This is a genomic window from Pseudomonas sp. LPH60 (genome assembly GCF_030718165.1).
GTDB lineage: Bacteria > Pseudomonadota > Gammaproteobacteria > Pseudomonadales > Pseudomonadaceae > Aquipseudomonas > Aquipseudomonas danubii.
This window is the reverse complement of the sequence record NZ_JAVAJH010000004.1, coordinates 343882-362159: the sequence shown is the minus strand read 5'-3', so window position 1 is coordinate 362159 and position 18278 is coordinate 343882. Positions and strand designations below refer to the sequence as shown.

At 61.8% G+C, this 18278-nt stretch carries 17 protein-coding genes and 1 pseudogene; 12 read left to right on the top strand and 6 right to left on the bottom strand.

The genetic code is table 11. The annotated features are described in order from the left end of the window. Positions 1-91 precede the first annotated feature (91 nt). From Q8O96_RS31285 to Q8O96_RS16415, 4 genes and pseudogenes are all read right to left on the bottom strand, one after another. A complete protein-coding gene (locus tag Q8O96_RS31285; protein ID WP_371826187.1) occupies positions 92-805 on the bottom strand; it encodes a methyl-accepting chemotaxis protein in 714 nt (237 codons plus the stop codon). A 141-nt stretch (positions 806-946) separates the two neighbouring features. Continuing rightward, positions 947-1273, bottom strand: a pseudogene (locus Q8O96_RS31280) (HAMP domain-containing protein); the annotation flags it as partial. 506 nt (positions 1274-1779) lie between these two features. Beyond that, positions 1780-3558 carry a GspE/PulE family protein gene (locus tag Q8O96_RS16420; RefSeq protein WP_102862162.1) on the bottom strand — a complete coding sequence of 593 codons (1779 nt, stop codon included), beginning with the start codon at positions 3556-3558 and terminating at the stop codon, positions 1780-1782. 111 nt (positions 3559-3669) lie between these two features. Further along, a complete protein-coding gene (locus Q8O96_RS16415) occupies positions 3670-3999 on the bottom strand; it encodes a hypothetical protein (RefSeq protein WP_305949104.1) in 330 nt (109 codons plus the stop codon). Positions 4000-4123: 124 nt separating this feature from the next. On the opposite strand from Q8O96_RS16415, the gene Q8O96_RS16410 reads away from it, so the two are divergent. After that, entirely contained in the window at positions 4124-4594 is a 471-nt protein-coding gene (locus tag Q8O96_RS16410; protein ID WP_065902318.1) for an Lrp/AsnC family transcriptional regulator, read from the top strand. An 8-nt stretch (positions 4595-4602) separates the two neighbouring features. Here the strand turns inward: Q8O96_RS16410 and Q8O96_RS16405 are convergent, their stop codons facing one another. Beyond that, positions 4603-5970, bottom strand: a complete 1368-nt coding sequence (locus Q8O96_RS16405) for an inorganic triphosphatase (RefSeq protein ID WP_102862160.1) — start codon at positions 5968-5970, stop codon at positions 4603-4605. Positions 5971-6129: 159 nt separating this feature from the next. Here Q8O96_RS16405 and argE point away from each other — a divergent pair, with 159 nt between their 5' ends. The 11 genes from argE (at position 6130) to coaA (ending at position 17533) form a co-directional block, all read left to right on the top strand. Next, the gene (gene argE / locus Q8O96_RS16400) at positions 6130-7287 is read left to right on the top strand and encodes an acetylornithine deacetylase (RefSeq protein ID WP_102881220.1); all 1158 of its coding nucleotides are present in this window, start codon (positions 6130-6132) and stop codon (positions 7285-7287) included. 136 nt (positions 7288-7423) lie between these two features. Then, positions 7424-8722 carry an amino-acid N-acetyltransferase gene (gene argA, locus Q8O96_RS16395; protein ID WP_102862158.1) on the top strand — a complete coding sequence of 433 codons (1299 nt, stop codon included), beginning with the start codon at positions 7424-7426 and terminating at the stop codon, positions 8720-8722. Between the two features lie 499 nt (positions 8723-9221). Continuing rightward, positions 9222-10595: an OprD family porin gene (locus Q8O96_RS16390; protein WP_102862157.1), complete on the top strand. Its 1374-nt coding sequence runs from the start codon at positions 9222-9224 to the stop codon at positions 10593-10595. Positions 10596-10869: 274 nt separating this feature from the next. Further along, entirely contained in the window at positions 10870-11508 is a 639-nt protein-coding gene (locus Q8O96_RS16385) for a peroxiredoxin (RefSeq protein WP_102862156.1), read from the top strand. 312 nt (positions 11509-11820) lie between these two features. Further along, positions 11821-12414 carry an NADPH-dependent FMN reductase gene (ssuE, locus tag Q8O96_RS16380; protein WP_102862155.1) on the top strand — a complete coding sequence of 198 codons (594 nt, stop codon included), beginning with the start codon at positions 11821-11823 and terminating at the stop codon, positions 12412-12414. 90 nt (positions 12415-12504) lie between these two features. Further along, positions 12505-13470 carry a sulfonate ABC transporter substrate-binding protein gene (locus Q8O96_RS16375; RefSeq protein ID WP_102862154.1) on the top strand — a complete coding sequence of 322 codons (966 nt, stop codon included), beginning with the start codon at positions 12505-12507 and terminating at the stop codon, positions 13468-13470. A 24-nt stretch (positions 13471-13494) separates the two neighbouring features. Further along, positions 13495-14643, top strand: coding sequence for an FMNH2-dependent alkanesulfonate monooxygenase (ssuD, locus tag Q8O96_RS16370; protein ID WP_102862153.1), 1149 nt, complete (start codon positions 13495-13497; stop codon positions 14641-14643). A gap of 9 nt (positions 14644-14652) precedes the next feature. After that, on the top strand, positions 14653-15441 hold the full coding sequence (gene ssuC / locus Q8O96_RS16365; RefSeq protein WP_102862152.1) for an aliphatic sulfonate ABC transporter permease SsuC: 789 nt from the start codon (positions 14653-14655) through the stop codon (positions 15439-15441). Continuing rightward, positions 15438-16244 (top strand): aliphatic sulfonates ABC transporter ATP-binding protein, encoded by an 807-nt coding sequence (gene ssuB, locus Q8O96_RS16360; protein ID WP_102862151.1) that lies wholly within the window; start codon positions 15438-15440, stop codon positions 16242-16244. Before ssuC ends, ssuB begins: the two co-directional genes overlap by 4 nt. A 35-nt stretch (positions 16245-16279) precedes the next feature. Further along, entirely contained in the window at positions 16280-16495 is a 216-nt protein-coding gene (locus Q8O96_RS16355) for a molybdopterin-binding protein (RefSeq protein WP_011064106.1), read from the top strand. 120 nt (positions 16496-16615) lie between these two features. Then, positions 16616-17533 (top strand): type I pantothenate kinase, encoded by a 918-nt coding sequence (gene coaA, locus Q8O96_RS16350; protein WP_102862150.1) that lies wholly within the window; start codon positions 16616-16618, stop codon positions 17531-17533. A gap of 4 nt (positions 17534-17537) precedes the next feature. On the opposite strand, the gene Q8O96_RS16345 is transcribed toward coaA, so the two are convergent. Continuing rightward, positions 17538-18176 carry a TetR/AcrR family transcriptional regulator gene (locus Q8O96_RS16345; RefSeq protein ID WP_102881216.1) on the bottom strand — a complete coding sequence of 213 codons (639 nt, stop codon included), beginning with the start codon at positions 18174-18176 and terminating at the stop codon, positions 17538-17540. Positions 18177-18278: the final 102 nt, after the last annotated feature.

Here is an 18278-nt window from a genome sequence, read left to right as displayed (position 1 = left end):
GTACGGCGGTGTCCGGCCCGGCGCCGGCATACCTTGGTCCTTGCATCATCAGGACACACATCACCGGCGCGATTCGGGCACGCCGCAAGGTTCAAAGCTGGAAGCGGGTGACCGAGGTTTGCAGGGTCGCCACAGAGTTTTCCATCTGCTCCACCGTTTGGGTCAGCTCACGCATGGCCTGGCTGTTGCGCCGGGCTACCTGACTGATCATTTCCACCCGTTGCGCCACTTCGCTGCTGGCCTTGGACTGCTCGCCGATGGTGTGGGAAATCTCTTCCACCATCAGCGCCGAACGTTGGGCACCCTGGCGAATCTCGTTGATCGAAGTCCCCGCCTGCTGGGCCATGTGCACCCCGTCGCTGACCCGGCTGACCCCGGTTTGCATGCTGCTCACTGCTTGCTCGGTGGTTTCACGGATGCGCTCGATCATGCCGGTGATCTCCCGGGTGGATTGCGCGGTGCGCGCCGCCAGGTTGCGCACCTCGTCGGCGACCACGGCGAATCCGCGTCCGGCCTCGCCGGCCCGGGCCGCTTCGATGGCGGCATTCAGGGCCAGCAGGTTGGTCTGCTCGGCGATGCCATTGATCACCTGGATGATCGAATGGATCTCCTCCGAGGACTGGCCCAGGGCGGTGATGCTCTGGGACGACTGGTTCACCGCCTCGGCGATGTGGCTCATGCCGTCCACGACCCCGAGGATCACCTGGCCGCCGCTGCCGGCCAGGGACTCGGACTGGGCGGCAATGCCCTGGGCGTTGCGGGCGTGCTCGGCGACCTGGGCAATGTTGCTGATCATCTGCTCCATGGCTGCTGCCATGTCGGTGGCGCCGTCGGCCTGCTCGGTGGCGCCGTCGGCGATGCCCAGCGAGGTGTCGCTGAGGCTGTGGGAACGCCCCCGCAACTCCTCGCTCTCATGGCGGATGGTGGTGATCATCTGCCGCAGGTTGTCCTGCATTTCGCCAAGGGCCTGTTGCAACTGGCCGGCTTCGTCCCGGCTGTCGACACTGATGGGCATGGTCAGGTTGCCCTGGGCGATGGCCCGGGCCGTGGCGACGGATTTTTCCAGGGGCTTGAGGACCCGGATGAGCAACTGGCGGGTCAACAGGCACAGGGCCAGGGCGGCAATCAGACTGCCGCCGATCAGCCACCAGGCGGCTTGGCGTACGGCGGTTTCACTGTCTGCGCTGGTCTGTGCGGTAGCGGCTTCGATCTTGCTGCTCAGTGCCGAGTTGCGGGTCTCCACTTCACTGAAACGCTGAGAAAACTCCGGCATTTGCAGGCGCGCGGCCTGGGGGTCCTTGAGGGCCTGTTCGGCGATGCTTTCGGCCGCATGAATGTAGCTTTCCAGGACTGGCTGCAACTCGCTGATGGCATCGCGGATATCCGGCGCCAGGGGCAGCCGGGCGTTTTCCGCCAGGGCCTTGCGGAACCAATCGCCGTGTTCGCGCAGACTGTTGCGCACCTCCTCTGCGGCCGCGCTGTCGCCAGGCTCGCTGCTCAGAGCCTCCAGCACATCGGCCCGCAGGGCGTCGTGCATCATGTCGGCCTCCAGGTGATTGCGCAGGGCACTGGCATTGACTTCATTGTCATGCAGGGCCTTGGCCAGGCGTGACTGTCCCCAGAGGCCGAGGCCGGCTACCAGGGCAATGGCCAGCAGGCTGAGAACCCCGGAGGCGATCATGTTGTGACGAATATTCATGCCTGGCTTCCTGCTTGTCTTGGCGGTGGTTAAAGCGTAGCCCAGCACTTGGGGTTCGCCTCCGGGCGAGCGGGGTCTGGTTACTGGTTTTCGCTTTGAGGTGTCACCCGCAGCACTTCCTCCAGGCTGGTCAGGCCATCGGCAAGCTTTTGTGCGGCGGCCAGGCGCAGGCTGCGCATGCCGTCGTCGCAAGCCTGGCGACGCAGGCCGGCGAGGTCGAGGTCGTCTCGAACAAGGGCTTTGAGCGGGGTACTCAAGGGCATGATTTCGTAGACGCCGGTACGTCCGTGATAGCCGGTGCCACGGCACTCTGCGCAGCCCACGGCCTTTTTGCTCAGGGGCGGGAGCGGCAATTGTCGGGGGGAGGTCAGGCTCTGCCAGTCATCCGGGGCGAGGGCGGCGGGCGCCTTGCAGTGGGGGCACAGGGTACGCAGCAAGCGTTGGGCCATGACGCCGATCAGGGTGGCCTTGATCAGATAGTGAGGCACTCCCAGTTCCAGTAGGCGGCTGATGGCTCCGGGGGCATCGTTGGTGTGCAGGGTGGAGAGCACCAGGTGCCCGGTGAGTGCAGCCTGGATAGCCATTTCGGCGGTCTCCAGGTCGCGGATCTCGCCGATCATGATGATGTCCGGGTCCTGGCGCATCAACGCACGCACGCCGCTGGAAAAACTCAGGTCGATATTGTGCTGCACCTGCATCTGGTTGAACGCCGGCTCGATCATCTCGATCGGGTCTTCGATGGTGCACAGGTTGATCTCGGGGCTCGCGAGCTTTTTCAAGGTGGTGTAGAGGGTGCTGGTCTTGCCCGAGCCTGTGGGGCCGGTCACCAGGATGATGCCGTGGGCCTGCGCGGTCATGGCTTGCCAACGGTTCAAGTCGTCGGCGCCGAAGCCCAGCTGATCGAAATCCTTGAGCAGCACCTGCGGGTCGAAGATGCGCATCACCAACTTTTCGCCAAAGACCGTGGGCAGGGTCGAGAGCCGCAACTCGATCTCGCTGCCTTCTGGAGTACGGGTCTTGACCCGGCCATCCTGGGGTTTGCGTTTTTCCGCGACGTTCATCCGTCCCAGGCTCTTGAGGCGGCTGACGATGGCCAGGGTCACCTGGGGCGGGAACTGGTAGACGCCGTGCAGCACCCCGTCGATGCGAAAGCGCAGGGTGCCGTGCTCGCGGCGGGGCTCGATATGGATATCGCTGGCCCGTTGCTGGAAGGCGTACTGAAACAGCCAGTCGACGATGTTGATGATGTGGGCGTCGTCGGCATCCGGCTCCTGGTCGCTGGCCCCGAGCTTGAGCAGTTGCTCGAGGTTGCCCGGGCCGCTTGTCCTTTGCTCGCTGCTGGCCCCGCTGACCGATTTGGCCAGGCGATAGAACTCCAGGGTCAGGCGCTGGATATCCACCGGGCTGGCCACCACTCGGTGGATCGAGCGCTTGAGGACATGGGCCAGATCGGCCTCCCAGGCGCTGACATAGGGCTGGGCGCTGGCCACGGTGACGCTTTGGGCATCCACCGCCACGGCGAGGATCTTGTGCCGCTGGGCGAAGGCGCAGGACATCAGCGGGGTGATGCTGGCGACGTCGATCTGCAACGGGTCGATGCGCAGGTAGGGCTGGCCGGCGCGCCGGGCCAGCCACGCGGTGAGGCTGTCCAGGTCCAGATGCTGGCCGGGACGCTGCAAGTCCGGCAGATGCTGACTGGCAATCAGTTCCAGGGGATGCAAGGGGGGGCTGGTGCCATGACGTCGGATGCTGAGGGCCTGTTCGGCGGCATCCTGGCTGATGCGGCCCTGGGCCAGCAGTTCACGCAGCAGCTCACTGAGGTCCAGCCAGTGATCCTGGGCAATGTGTGCGGCAGCCATGGGGGCTCCTTGGGGCTGTTGTCCAGACGCGGGTCTCTGACCACAAATGGCCAAGAATAGCCCCGCCAGACTGGGCCGCCGCCTGCCAAGGGTTGCAGGGTTTTTCCGGCCTCAGCCAGCGGCCTGCAGTTGCGCCGGCTCTGCCCGTTCCAGTTCTACCGAGCAGACGCTGATCAGGTTGCGCAACTTGTCGCCGATCACCCGAGCCCGGTGCCAACTCAGGCCGTCGAGTTCCACGTCGATGTGCAGCGTGGCGTCTTGCTGGATCACCGTGACCCGCTGGGGCACCAGAAATTGCAGGGCGAAGTGGTTGAGCACCCGACACAGGACATCGGCTTCGGCCTCGGCCGTCATCTGATAGTGCACGCGACAGTGGACATTGTTCTGGTTCCAGACATCGGTGCGGGATGATTGGCCAGGGGTGGCTTCGAGATGGGGCATGGCAGTCTCCAGATCAGTGGAGAAATTTTTACATTCGGTTTCGGGTATTTCTTATCTAAGATTGAGCGGAATTCATGAAAGTAGAATTGTTTGATTCAAGTTTTTATAGATAAGGGAATTTATTATGCATAGCGAGCTGGACGCCTACGACCGCCGGATACTCGCGTTGCTGCAAGAGGACGCGTCACTTTCCAGTGCGCAGATTGCCGAACAGGTGGGCTTGTCCCAGTCACCGTGCTGGCGGCGGATTCAACGCTTGAAGGAAGAGGGGGTGATCCGTGGCCAGGTGACCTTGCTTGATCGCAAGAAGATCGGCCTCAACACGCAGATCTTTGCCGAGATCAAGCTCAACGCCCACGGACGCTCCAACTTCACCGAGTTCACCGAGGCGATTCGCGGTTTTCCGGAGGTGCTGGAGTGTTATGTGCTGATGGGGGCGGTGGATTTCCTGCTGCGCATCGTGACCGCGGACATCGAAGCCTATGAGCGGTTTTTCTTCGAGAAACTGTCCATGGTGCCCGGCATTCAGGAGGTGAACTCGATCGTTGCCCTGTCGGAGATCAAGTCCACCACCAGCCTGCCGGTACTGCGCTGAGGGGCGGCTTACATGCGCAGCAGGGTTTTCCAGGCGCGGTTCTGGAACACCGCGATGGCCTGTTGCTTGCGGGCATCGAGGGCTTCGTCGGTAATGGGCTCGTTGGCCAGTTGTGCCAGCTTGTTCAGTTCACCGTAGAGGCGGTCCAGCTCCGGAATGTCCAGCGCGGCGCGGGCGTGGTGCAGCCAGGCCTGGATACGTTCGATCCGCGGCAACTGTTCGGCCAGATCTTCCGGCTGCTGCTGGTAGCGCGGCAGTTGCAGGGAGGTCGCTTCCTCGGCCAGCAGGCGTGGCAGCCAGCTGCCCAGTTGCGCTGCACCCTGGCGGTTGCCACGGGTGTTGCGCTCGGCGGTCCAGGCTCGGGCCAGCAGCCAGCGCGAGGTGTTCAGGGAGAACAGGCCCCAGCGTACGTCCTGCAGTTCCTCGATGAACTGCTCCGGCGCGGCTTTGCGCACGTCTTCATCGTCGAGGCCGGCTTGTACCAGCGGACGCCAGTCTTCCAGCAGGGCATCCAGGGCGCTACGCAGCTCAGCGGTGGATTGGCGTGGCGCGGCTTGGCCCAGGCTGCTGGCCAGAGCTCGCAGCTCGGCGAGGTTATCCACCCAGTCCTGCAGCAGGCGCCAGTGACCGTTGAAGCGATACTGTTCGGCCAGGCGCTGGCTGCTGCCCAGCAGGTGCCAGGCCAGGGCGGCGAAGGCATCGTCCAGCGGGGTTTCGGCGCTCAGTTGTGGCGCCGGCAGGCTCAAGGAGTAGCTACCGGCATCGAACAGGCGATAGCCACGCTCGGCCTTGCTGATGTCGCAGGGCATCAGGGGCAGGGTGAGGGCCAGCTCCGCCGCCAGTTCCAGCAGAGCAGCGGGTTCGCCTTCACGCAGTTCCAGCTCCAGCTCGCAGATTTCTTCCTTGTGCTTGCCGGCGATCACCTGGCCCAGGTCCAGGGCCGCCTCGATCACCACTTTGGCCTTGCCACGGCCCCAGGCGATTTCCGCGCGTTCACGGACAAAGTCGGTGGTGAACAGCGGCTTGAGGGTCTTTTTGTCCAGCTCGGCCAGGGCTTCGGGCCAGCATTCGCCGTCGAGTTTTTTCACGTCGAGCTTGGCTTTGGCCAACGACCAGTCGTACTCGTTGCGCTCGGACAGGCCGGCAACGCTCTGGCCGCTGGTCTTGAGGGTCTGGATCACTGCGTCACCGTCACGACGCAGGCGCAGGGCGACTTTGGCCCGGGCCAGATCGCGCTCTGGGGTGTCGAAGTACTGGTTCATCAGCTCACGGCGTTCCCAGCCACTTTTGTTGCGTTTTTTCAGTAGCGGGTGCTCGCGCAGGGCGGCGAGGGTTTCGCGGCTGACGCGGAGTTTGATTTCGGTTTCTTTCTGCATGGCCGGAAAATCCAGGATCGGGAGTGCAGCCGGGGGAAGAGTTGGCTGCCAAGGCCGTGCAGTGTACAGGACCAGGCGCCCGGAGGCGCCACGACGGTTCCTTCCTCTCACAAGATGCCTCTATGATGGTCCTCATCTTGGGATTTGCGGAGCCAGTTCATGCCATTGCCGTCCATGAAAGATCAGTTCGCTGCACTGATCGCCGCGCCGTCGGTGAGCTGCACTCAAGCGGCGCTGGACCAGTCCAACCGTCCGGTCATCGACTTGTTGGCCAGTTGGCTTGGCGACCTCGGTTTTGCCTGCGATATCCAGCAGGTCAGCCCCGGCAAGTTCAATCTGCTGGCCAGCTTCGGTAGCGGTCCCGGTGGCCTGGTACTGGCCGGGCACAGTGATACGGTGCCGTTCGATGCCGCTTTATGGCAGACCGATCCGCTGAAGTTGACCGAGGTCGACGGCCGCTGGGTCGGTCTGGGCAGTTGTGACATGAAGGGCTTTTTCGCCTTGATCATCGAAGCGGTGCGACCGTTGCTGGAGCAGCCATTCAAGCAGCCGCTGCTGATCCTTGCGACCTGTGATGAAGAAAGCTCCATGGCCGGTGCCCGGGCCCTGGCGGAAGCCGGGCGGCCCCTGGGGCGCGCGGCGGTGATCGGCGAGCCCACGGGCCTCAAGCCGATCCGCCTGCACAAGGGGGTGATGATGGAGCGCATCGATATCCTCGGGCGCAGTGGTCATTCCTCTGACCCGCGCCTGGGGCGTAGCGCTCTGGAGGCCATGCACGACGCCATCGGCGAACTGCGGGGGTTGCGGCTGCTGTGGCAGCGCGAGTACCGCAATCCACAGTTCAGCGTGCCGCAACCGACCTTGAACTTCGGCTGCATCCACGGTGGCGACAACCCCAACCGCATCTGCGGCCAGTGCTCCCTGGAGTTCGACCTGCGTCCCTTGCCAGGCATGGACCCGCAAGTGCTGCGCGAGGCGATCCGGCAGAAACTTCAACCCATTGCCGAGCGGCATGAAGTGCAGATCGACTATGCGCCGCTGTTCCCTGCGGTGCCGCCGTTCGAGCAGCCCGAGGACGCTGAGCTGGTGCGGGTGGCGGAGCGGCTTACCGGGCATCGTGCCGAAGCAGTAGCGTTTGGCACTGAAGCGCCTTATCTTCAGCGCCTTGGCTGCGAGACGCTGGTGCTGGGCCCGGGCGATATTGCCTGCGCCCACCAGCCTGGGGAGTACCTCGAAATGTCACGCTTGCAGCCTACTGTGCAGTTGCTACGAGAGTTGATTGAACATTACTGCCTGACGCCGGCCCAATTTCAGTAAATTACCGGCGTCCTGATCCGTACCCATGAGGAGAGTAAGCGTGTTGCCAAGCCTGTTCCGACGATAACCATCAGCCCGCTGTGCGTTTTCCGTTTCGTCCTTTTATAGGCTGCTTTTTATTTACAGGCTCAGGTTCATGCCCGAATACGTCAATTGGCTCCGCCACGCGTCTCCCTATATCAACGCTCACCGTGACTGTACCTTCGTGGTCATGCTCCCGGGCGACGGCGTTGAGCACCCCAACTTCGGCAATATCGTCCACGACCTGGTGCTGCTCCACAGCCTGGGGGTTCGCCTGGTGCTGGTGCACGGTTCACGGCCACAGATCGAAGCCCGTCTGGCGGCTCGCGGTCTGGCGCCCCATTACCATCACGGCCTGCGGATTACCGACGCGGCGACCCTGGAGTGCGTGATCGACGCCGTGGGCCAGTTGCGCATTGCCATCGAGGCGCGTCTGTCCATGGACATGGCCTCCTCGCCCATGCAGGGCTCGCGGTTGCGGGTCGCCAGCGGCAACCTGGTGACGGCCCGTCCGATCGGCGTGCTGGAAGGTGTCGACTACCACCACACCGGTGAAGTGCGTCGGGTCGATCGCAAGGGCATCAATCGCCTGCTGGACGAGCGCTCCATCGTGCTGCTGTCGCCTTTGGGGTATTCGCCCACTGGCGAAACCTTCAACCTGGCTTGCGAGGACGTGGCCACTCGCGCCGCCATCGATCTGGGGGCCGACAAGCTGCTGCTGTTCGGTGCCGACCCGGGGCTGCTGGATGAAAACGGCAAGCTGGTGCGCGAGTTGCGCCCGCAACAGGTTCCGGCGCACTTGCAGCGTCTGGGCAGCAATTACCAGGCCGAACTGCTGGATGCCGCTGCCGAGGCCTGTCGTGGGGGGGTGGGACGTAGCCACATCGTCAGTTATGCCGAAGATGGCGCCCTGCTGACGGAACTCTTTACCCGTGATGGCGGCGGCACCCTGGTGGCCCAAGAGCAATTCGAGCGGGTGCGCGAGGCGGCGATTGAAGATGTCGGTGGTTTGTTGGATCTGATCAGCCCGCTGGAAGAACAGGGCATCCTGGTACGGCGCTCCCGGGAGGTGCTGGAGCGTGAGATCGAACAGTTCAGCGTGGTCGAGCGCGAGGGCATGATCATTGCCTGCGCTGCCTTGTACCAGATTGCCGACTCCGACGCCGGCGAGCTGGCCTGCCTTGCGGTGAACCCGGAGTATCGTCATGGCAAGCGCGGTGATGAACTGTTGGAAAGGATTGAAACCCGGGCCCGTGCTCAAGGGTTGAAGACTTTGTTCGTCCTCACTACCCGCACCGCCCACTGGTTTCGCGAGCGGGGTTTTGTGCCCAGTAGCGTCGAACGTCTGCCGTCGGCCAGGGCCTCGCTGTACAACTACCAGCGCAATTCGAAGATCTTCGAAAAGGCCCTCTGAGTCCATTTCTGTTCTGCAATACACAGCGCCTCGACCCCAGGATCGAGGCGTTGTCGTTTTCTGCACATGTCAGAAAAATTTCATTTCGACACAAAAACTGTAACAAATTGACGGGAGGATAGGCTCTTAGCCATGATGCGTCGCTTTTTCGATCCTCCATGACGTTTTACGCCTCTGGCGCGGGGAGGACCTTGAAGGGCTGAATCGGGGAAAAATTTTCAGAAATAAGCTTGCGAGTGCCTAGGCCGGGACTCTCGGCTTTACAGTGGCTAGCGTTATTCCTGAAAAGCATGAAAAAGGACTAAACAATTCTTTTTGGGTTTATGAGTAATTCATTACCCTGCATGGACCAAATCACTGCGATTAGACCATGGTCGTAGACATAGATAGTTACGATTGACTTGTCGGTCACGGTCTGGCGCTAATCGCGCATCTGTGGCACCCGGGCGTTCGATCTGGGGCCAGGAACCACAAGAATTAGAAACGAGAGGAGCGAAACATGAACAAGTCCACCTTGGCCCTGGCTGTGGCCGTAGGGGTTTTGGCGCAGCAGGCAGGCGCCGCCGGTTTCATCGAAGACAGCAAGGCTACCTTGGGGCTGCGCAACTTCTATATCAATACCGATAACCGCGATGGCGATGCCAAAGCTGCGGGTGCCCAGAGTAAGCAGGAAGAGTGGGGCCAAGGCTTCCAACTCAACTTCACTTCCGGTTACACCGAGGGCACTGTCGGTTTCGGTCTGGATGCAATCGGCTTGCTGGGCATCAAGCTGGACTCGGGCGGCGGTACTAACGGCGCCACCTCCACTTCCTATGGCGGCACCGTCTTCCCAAGCAAGTCTAATGGCGAAGCCGTTGATAACTATTCCAGCCTGGGCCTGACTGCCAAAGCCAAGGTCTCGCAGACCGAACTGAAGCTGGGCACCCTGCAGCCAAAACTGCCGGTTATCGTGACCAACGATGGTCGCATGCTGCCGCAAACCTTCCAGGGCGGCCAGATCACTACCAACGAGATCAAGGATTTGACTCTGGTCGGTGGCCAGATCGAGCACGCCAAAGGTCGTAACTCCAGCAACAACGAAGAGTTGTCCATTGCTGGCGCCAATGCTCACACAGCAGCAGGCCGTGATAGCAACAAGTTCATCTACGGTGGCGGTGACTACAAAATCACCAAAGACCTGACTGCTCAGTACTACTATGGCAACCTGCAAGACTTCTACAAACAGCACTTCGTGGGCCTGCTGCACAACTGGGCTATCGGCCCGGGCGTATTGAAGTCTGACCTGCGCTACTTCAACAGCCGTAACGACGGTGCCAATGGCCACGACTCGGCTTACTACACCACCGGTGACTACGGCACTGGCATCACCAAGGGCAAGGTTGATAACCGTCTGCTCAGTGGCTTGTTCCTGTACTCGGTTTCCGGCCACACCTTCGGCGGCGGCTATCAGGTCAGCAACGGTGACAGCGATTTCCCTTGGCTGAACCAGGGTGACGGCTCGTCGGCTTACCTGACCACCGACATGCAGATCCAGAAATTCGCCCGTGCCGGCGAACGCACTTGGCAAGCTCGCTACTCCTACGATTTCGCCAAAGTGGGTCTGCCAGGTCTGACCGCAGGTGTGGTTTACCTGCGTGGCGACAACATCGATACATCCGGCAAGGTGGGGTCTACCACTCCTCAACGTACAGTTTCGGCCACTGGCCGCTCCGAGTGGGAGCGCGACCTGACCGTTGCCTACGTGATTCCGGAAGGTCCGTTGAAAAACCTCGGCCTGACCTGGAAGAACGCCATGTGGCGTAACGACATCCCGGGCCAGCGCGATCAGGACGAGAACCGTCTGATCGTCAGCTACTCGATCCCGCTGTTGTAATAGCGCGATAAAGCCTCGCCCGGCGCAATGCCGGGCGAGGTATTGCTTCAAGTCAGGCCCACCCCCGTGAGCCCTTCCTGAATCCCCCTCTTTGTACAGCTACTCAAGGCCTTCTCGAACCTTGTTGAGAAGGGTGGTCTTCGCCTGCGCGCGCGTCCAGTGAAGAGATTTTTAATATTCAATTTGGTTATGAATAAATCGATATTTATTCTTTTTAAATAAGCTCCGGTGCAGGCAGAGTAGCTCCATCACGCACTCACAGGAGCAGCACCCCATGAGCCTCAGACTGGGCGACATCGCCCCCGACTTCGAACAGGATTCCAGTGCCGGCAAGATTCGTTTCCACGAGTGGCTGGGCGATAGCTGGGGCGTGCTGTTTTCCCACCCCGCAGACTTCACGCCGGTGTGCACCACCGAGCTGGGTTTCACCGCCAAGCTCAAGGACGAGTTCGCTCAGCGCGGAGTCAAAGCCATTGCCCTGTCGGTGGACCCGGTGGATTCCCATCACCGCTGGATCGAAGACATCAACGAAACCCAGCACACCATCGTCAATTTTCCGATCCTGGCGGACGCCGATCGCAAAGTGTCGGACCTCTATGACCTGATTCATCCCAATGCCAGCGACACGCTGACCGTGCGTTCGCTGTTCGTCATCGACCCGAACAAGAAGATTCGCCTGACCATCACCTATCCCGCCAGTACTGGGCGCAACTTCCACGAAATTCTCCGGGTGATTGACTCGTTGCAACTCACCGACAACTACAAAGTGGCCACTCCGGCCAACTGGCAGGACGGTGACGAGGTGGTGATAGTGCCCTCGCTCAAGGACGAGGAAGAGATCAAACGCCGCTTTCCCAGAGGTTATCGCGCAGTGAAGCCTTACCTGCGCCTGACGCCGCAGCCCAATCGCTGACCCACTCACCGCAGTAGGGGCCGGCTTGCCGGCGAAGGTGGTGGTGAGGCCGGTGCAGGTTTTGCGGACTCTTTCGCGGGCAAGCCCGTTCCTACGCTGAACGCCGAGGTAACAGAACCACAAAGCAGGGGTTTTAAGGCCGTTTCGACGGCCTATTTTTTTGCCTGGAAATCATCGTTCCTTATATTCATTTAAGGAATAAACAAATGAATAAATAAGATTTATGGATATAAAAATAGGCTGTTAAGGTCTGTTCAGTCCGGCGAGATCGCATCCCGCGAATCGCTTTATCTTGTTCAAGGAATCCCCTGCATGCTGGTGGTCTCTCTCGGTGGCAGTCCCAGCCAACGCTCCCGTTCCGGGGTGCTGCTGGAGTTGGCCAAGCGCTGGTTGCAGCAGCAAGGCGTGGAAGTGGTCAGTTACCAGGTGCGGGACTTCCCGGCCGAGGATCTGCTTCACGCTCGCTTTGACAGCGCCATGGTCATCAACCTGCTGCAACACATTGAACAGGCCGACGGCCTGCTGATCGCCACACCGGTGTACAAGGCGTCGTTTTCCGGGGCGCTGAAAACCCTGCTCGATCTGCTGCCGGAACGCGCACTGAGCCACAAGGTGGTGCTGCCCATGGCCACAGGTGGCAGCATCGCCCACATGCTGGCGGTGGATTACGCCCTCAAGCCTGTGCTCTCGGCACTCAAGGCCCAGGAAATGCTCCAGGGCATCTTTGCCGAGGACAGCCAGATCGCTTATGGCGAAGGCAGTGTGCAGCCGCAGCTGGCCGAGGCTCTAGAGCTGCGTTTGAAAGAGGCTCTGGAGCAGTTTCACAGCGCCATGGCCCGTCGCCCCAAACCGCTGGACCCGCATGTATTGAATGAACGGCTGTTGAGTGCTCGCTGGAGCATTTGAGCCACACCCCTGATTTGAAGTACTGGCCTTACTCGCCCGCCAACGGGCAAGCAGGTGCAGCCACAACCCCACAGCAAAAAGGAGAGCGCCATGCGCCCTGTCATTTTGCGTCGCGGTCTGGTCGCTCTGTTTGCTGCGGCTGTGTCCTTCGGCGCCATTGTTCAAGCTCAAGCCGAGACCTTGCGTATCGGTTATCAGAAATACGGCACCCTGGTGCTGCTCAAGGCCAAGGGCACCCTGGAAAAGCGCCTGGCGCAGCAGGGTGTGGACGTGAAGTGGACCGAGTTTCCTGGTGGTCCGCAGTTGCTGGAAGGGCTGAACGTCGGTTCCATCGACTTCGGCGTGACCGGCGAAACCCCGCCGGTGTTCGCCCAGGCCGCCGGTGCCGACCTGCTCTATGTGGCCTACGAACCACCGGCGCCCCATAGCGAAGCGATCCTGGTGCCCAAGGACTCGCCGATCAAGTCGGTGCAGGACCTCAAGGGCAAGAAAGTGGTGCTGAACAAGGGCTCCAACGTTCATTACCTGCTGGTCCGCGCCCTGGAAGACGCCGGCCTCAAGTACAGCGATATCCAGACCGTGTTCCTGCCTCCGGCCGATGCCCGAGCGGCGTTCGAGCGTGGCAGCGTCGACGCCTGGGTGATCTGGGACCCCTACCAGGCGGCAGCCGAGCAGCAACTGCAGGCACGCACGCTGCGTGACGGCAGTGGCATCGTCGACAACCACCAGTTCTACCTGGCGACCAAACCCTACGCACAGCAGCACCCCGAGGTGATCAAGGCCCTGGTGGAAGAAGTGCGGGCCGTGGGCGAGTGGTCCAAGGCCAACCCGCAGGAGGTCACCCAGCAAGTGGCGCCGCTGCTGGGTCTGTCTACCGACATCACCCTGACCTCGGTGAAACGCCAGGGCTACGGTGCGGCCTTCCTGACCCCGGAAGTGATCGCCGCGCAGCAGAAAATTGCCGACAGCTTCTATCAGCTCAAGCTGATTCCCAAGCCGCTGAGCATCAAAGACGTGATCTGGACGCCCCCTGCCGCCGTGGCCAAAGCGCCGTAAATCGACCCCTTAGGAGACAACTCCATGAGCCTCAACATCTTCTGGTTTCTGCCCACCCACGGCGACGGCCATTACCTTGGCACCGCCGAAGGCGCTCGCGCCGTGGATCATGCTTACCTGCAGCAGATCGCCCAGGCCGCCGACCGCCTGGGGTTTGGCGGGGTGCTGATCCCCACCGGGCGCTCCTGCGAGGATTCCTGGTTGGTGGCGGCTTCGCTGATTCCGGTGACCCAGCGTCTGAAGTTCCTGGTCGCCCTGCGCCCCGGGATCATTTCCCCGACGGTGGCGGCGCGTCAGGCGGCAACCCTGGATCGCTTGTCCGGTGGCCGGGCGCTGTTCAACCTGGTGACCGGGGGGGATCCGGACGAACTGGCCGGCGATGGCCTGTTCCTCGACCATGAAGAGCGTTACCAGGCCTCCGTGGAGTTCACCCGTATCTGGCGCCGGGTGCTGGAAGGCGAAACCGTGGACTATGACGGCCAACACATCAGCGTGAAGGGCGCCAAGCTGCTCTATCCACCGCTGCAGCAACCGCGCCCGCCGCTGTATTTCGGTGGCTCTTCGGAAGCCGCCCAGGATCTGGCCGCCGAGCAGGTGGACATGGTCCTGACCTGGGGCGAGCCACCGGCCGCCGTGGCCGAGAAGATCCAGCAAGTGCGGGACAAGGCAGCCAAGCTCGGACGCTCCGTGCGCTTCGGCATCCGCCTGCACGTGATTGTGCGGGAAACCAATGCCGAGGCCTGGCAGGCCGCCGAGCGCCTGATTTCCCATCTGGACGACGACACCATCGCTCGGGCCCAGGCGTCCCTGGCGCGCTTCGATTCCGTGGGCCAGCAGCGCATGGCGGCCCTGCATGGGGGGCGTCGCGACAAGCTGGAAGTCAGCCCCAATCTCTGGGCCGGGGTGGGTCTGGTGCGTGGCGGGGCCGGCACCGCACTGGTGGGCGACGGCCCTACGGTGGCGGCGCGGATGAAAGAGTACGCGGACCTGGGCATCGATACCTTCATCTTCTCCGGTTATCCACACCTGGAAGAGTCCTATCGCGTGGCCGAGTTGCTGTTTCCGCACCTGGATATCGAACGGCCCAAGCTGCCCGAAGCCGCCGGTTACGTCAGCCCGTTCGGGGAGATGGTCGCCAATGACATCCTTCCCAAAGCCGCGTCCCAGAGCTGAGGTGCGGCCATGAATGGACAACGCATAGTGCATCGGCTGGCGCCCTGGGGGCTGCCGTTGCTGTTGCTCGCGGTGTGGCAACTGTCGGTGTCGGCGGGTTGGCTGTCGACCCGCATCCTGCCGGCTCCCAGCGCGGTGATCGAAGCCGGGATCAGCCTGGTCCGCAGCGGTGATATCTGGACCCACCTGGCTATCAGTGGCTGGCGTGCGGGGCTGGGCTTTGTCATCGGTGGCGGTATCGGCCTGGTGCTGGGCTTCATCACCGGCTTGTCGAAATGGGGTGAACGCTTGCTGGACAGCTCGGTGCAGATGATCCGCAACGTACCGCACTTGGCGCTGATTCCCCTGGTGATTCTGTGGTTCGGCATCGACGAGTCGGCGAAGATTTTCCTGGTGGCGCTGGGCACTCTGTTTCCGATCTACCTCAACACGTACCACGGCATTCGCAACGTCGATCCGGCGCTGGTGGAAATGGCCCGTAGCTACGGCTTGTCGGGGTTTGCGCTGTTTCGCCAAGTGATCCTGCCGGGAGCCTTGCCCTCGATCCTGGTGGGCGTGCGTTTTGCCCTGGGCTTCATGTGGCTGACCCTGATCGTCGCGGAAACCATCTCCGCCAGCTCCGGCATCGGCTATCTGGCCATGAATGCCCGGGAGTTCCTGCAGACCGATGTGGTGGTGCTGGCCATCGTCATGTATGCGCTGCTAGGCAAGCTTGCAGACCTTGCGGCGCGGGGCCTGGAACGAGTCTGGCTGCGCTGGCATCCGGCCTATCAAGTGGCCAGGGGAGATGCCCAATGACGGCTCAACAACCTCCACGGCTGCTGCGGGGCATTCCCCTGGCCGTGCGCAAATTGCAAAAGACCTTTGGGGCGCGGCAGGTGCTGCGGGAAATCGATCTGCACATTCCTGCCGGTCAGTTCGTGGCTGTGGTGGGCCGCAGCGGTTGCGGCAAAAGCACCTTGCTGCGCCTGCTGGCCGGTCTCGACCAGCCTTCGGGCGGTGAGTTGCTGGCCGGTTCCGCGCCCTTGAGCGCAGCCATCGAAGACACCCGGCTGATGTTCCAGGAGGCGCGTTTGCTGCCCTGGAAGAAAGTCATCGACAACGTTGGGCTCGGCCTCAAGGGCCACTGGCGGCCCCAGGCCCTGGAAGCCCTTGAGGCGGTGGGCCTGGCCGATCGCGCCCATGAATGGCCGGCGGCGCTGTCAGGTGGCCAGAAGCAGCGGGTGGCCTTGGCGCGAGCCCTGATTCACCAGCCGCGACTGTTGCTGCTGGACGAGCCGCTGGGAGCACTGGATGCCTTGACCCGGATCGAGATGCAGCAGTTGATCGAACGTTTATGGCAGCAACATGGCTTCACCGTATTGCTGGTGACCCACGATGTCAGCGAAGCCGTGGCAATTGCCGATCGGGTGATCCTGATCGAGGACGGCGAGGTGGGCCTTGACCTGCACGTCGAGCTGCCACGCCCGCGGGTGCGCGGTTCCCATCGCCTGGCGGCCCTGGAAACCGAAGTCCTCAATCGCGTGCTGTCACTGCCAGGCTCACCGCCGGAGCCGGAACCCGTTTCACCCTTGCCCACGCAGTTGCGCTGGGCTCTTTAAAACTGCGACTCATATTCGACCCCAGGAGAAATACCATGACCATTAAAGCCATCAACGTACGCAATCAGTTCAAAGGCACCATCAAGGAAATCGTCGAAGGTGATGTGCTGTCGGAAATCGATGTGCAGACGGCTTCCGGGATTGTCACTTCGGTGATCACCACCCGCTCGGTCAAGGAGCTGGAACTGTCCATCGGCAGCGAGGTGATTGCCTTCGTGAAATCCACCGAGGTGTCGATCGCCAAGTTGTGAGCGATGCAGTGCAACAGCCCCGAAGGGTGCAAGTCCTTCGGGGCTTTTTTCATGGACGCTGTAAATAACGGTCAGATTTGATACTTTCCCTGCTTTCGGCAAGGCCTGAACAGTACAAACATGACAACAGAGCAGGGTCCAAACGTAGGGTATCTGGAGTTTGATCGCGAGCGCTGGTCAGCTCTGCGGGCCGCAGAACCCATGAGTCTGTCACCGTCCGAGATGGAGACGCTGACCAGTCCGACCCAGCCCATGGCGCCCGAGGAGGTGAGGCAGATCCTGCTCCCGCTGTCGCGCCTGCTGCATTTGCATGCGGCCCAGGTAGAGTCACTCAAGGCCCCCCAGGCAGGTTTCAAGGCGCCTTATGTCATAGGTGTTTCCGGCAGTGTCGCGGTGGGCAAAAGCAGTTTTGCCAGGGTCCTGGCGGCCCTTCTGGCCTATTGGCCGGACAAGCCCAATGTGCATCTGGTGACTACGGACTCCTTTCTTTTCCCCCTGGCGACCCTTCAGGAAAAAAATATCCTGCACCGCAAGGGATTTCCCGAGTCCTACGATGAGCCGTTGTTCGTGGATTTTCTGCAATCGGTGTGCAGGAAGGGTGAGTCCGTGAAGATCCCCATCTACTCCCACGTCCGCTACGACATCCTGGCCGATGAGGCGCAGTCGGTGGAGGCTCCGGACATCATCATCCTCGAAGGCCTGAATGTACTGCAGGGGGAGCAGGGGCAAGGCCTGAGCTCCCTGGATTTCATCGACTTCTCCATTTACGTCGATGCGTCCGAGGAGGCGATCAAAGCCTGGTACCTGGAGCGCTTTGTCTACTTGAAGAACACCGCTTTTCAGGCGGCAGATTCCTATTTCAACAAGTACAAGGGGCTTTCGGACCTTGACGCCTTGTCGGTGGCGTCCGATACCTGGGACCGGGTCAATCTGAAGAATCTCGTCGAAAACATCCTGCCGACCCGGGAACGGGCGAACCTGATCATTCACAAATCAGCGGATCACAGCATCGACAGGTTGCTGCTGCGGCAGGTGTGAGCGCTCAGAGCGGCGTTGGGCGCTTGGGCAGGTAGGGCGGCAAGTAAAGGCTCAGGTAGGCATCGAAGACCCGCATGCCTTCCTCCGCCATGCGCGGGGTGATCTGCCCGTGCTGCTGCACCGATCGCGCGTACACCCGGTCTCCCAGCTCCATGGCCAGGGCGAATACATCCACATCCTGGGGCAGCGTCGGCAGCTCGAAGTGGTGATTGAACAGCTTGTGCATCAGGTCACCCAGCTCAATGTCGTGCTGGCGATCGGCCTGGGTGACTTCCGTCAAACCGTGCTGGGCAAGGATCAACTGGCGGGCCGCCGCGTCCTCGCCGTAGATGTCGAGCATGCGTTGTTCGACCAGGCGTGACAGGTCCCGCCAGTTGTCGAGCCGGTCGTGGTCGATGGGCGCTTGCAGGCAGGCGCGAAACGCTGCGTGGACATCGGCGGTCAGGGCTTCCAGCAGGGCCGGGACACTGGCGAAGAAGTGATAGACCGAGGACGGTGGAATCTGCGCCCGTTCGGCCACGCTGTAGATCGACAGGCTGGCCACACCCTCGCTGGCGAGCAGGGTCCGGGCGGCGTCGAGTATCGAGTCGATCCGGGCCTGGCTGCGTGCACGGGGTTTGCGAAGAGGGGCGGTGCGCGTCATCGGTGTCTCCTACTGGGCAGCGGGCATTGTACGCGAGAGCGTCAGAATTCCTGTATCCGCCGGCCATGGATCAGTGGCACAAAAAAACGCCGCGGGGCTGTC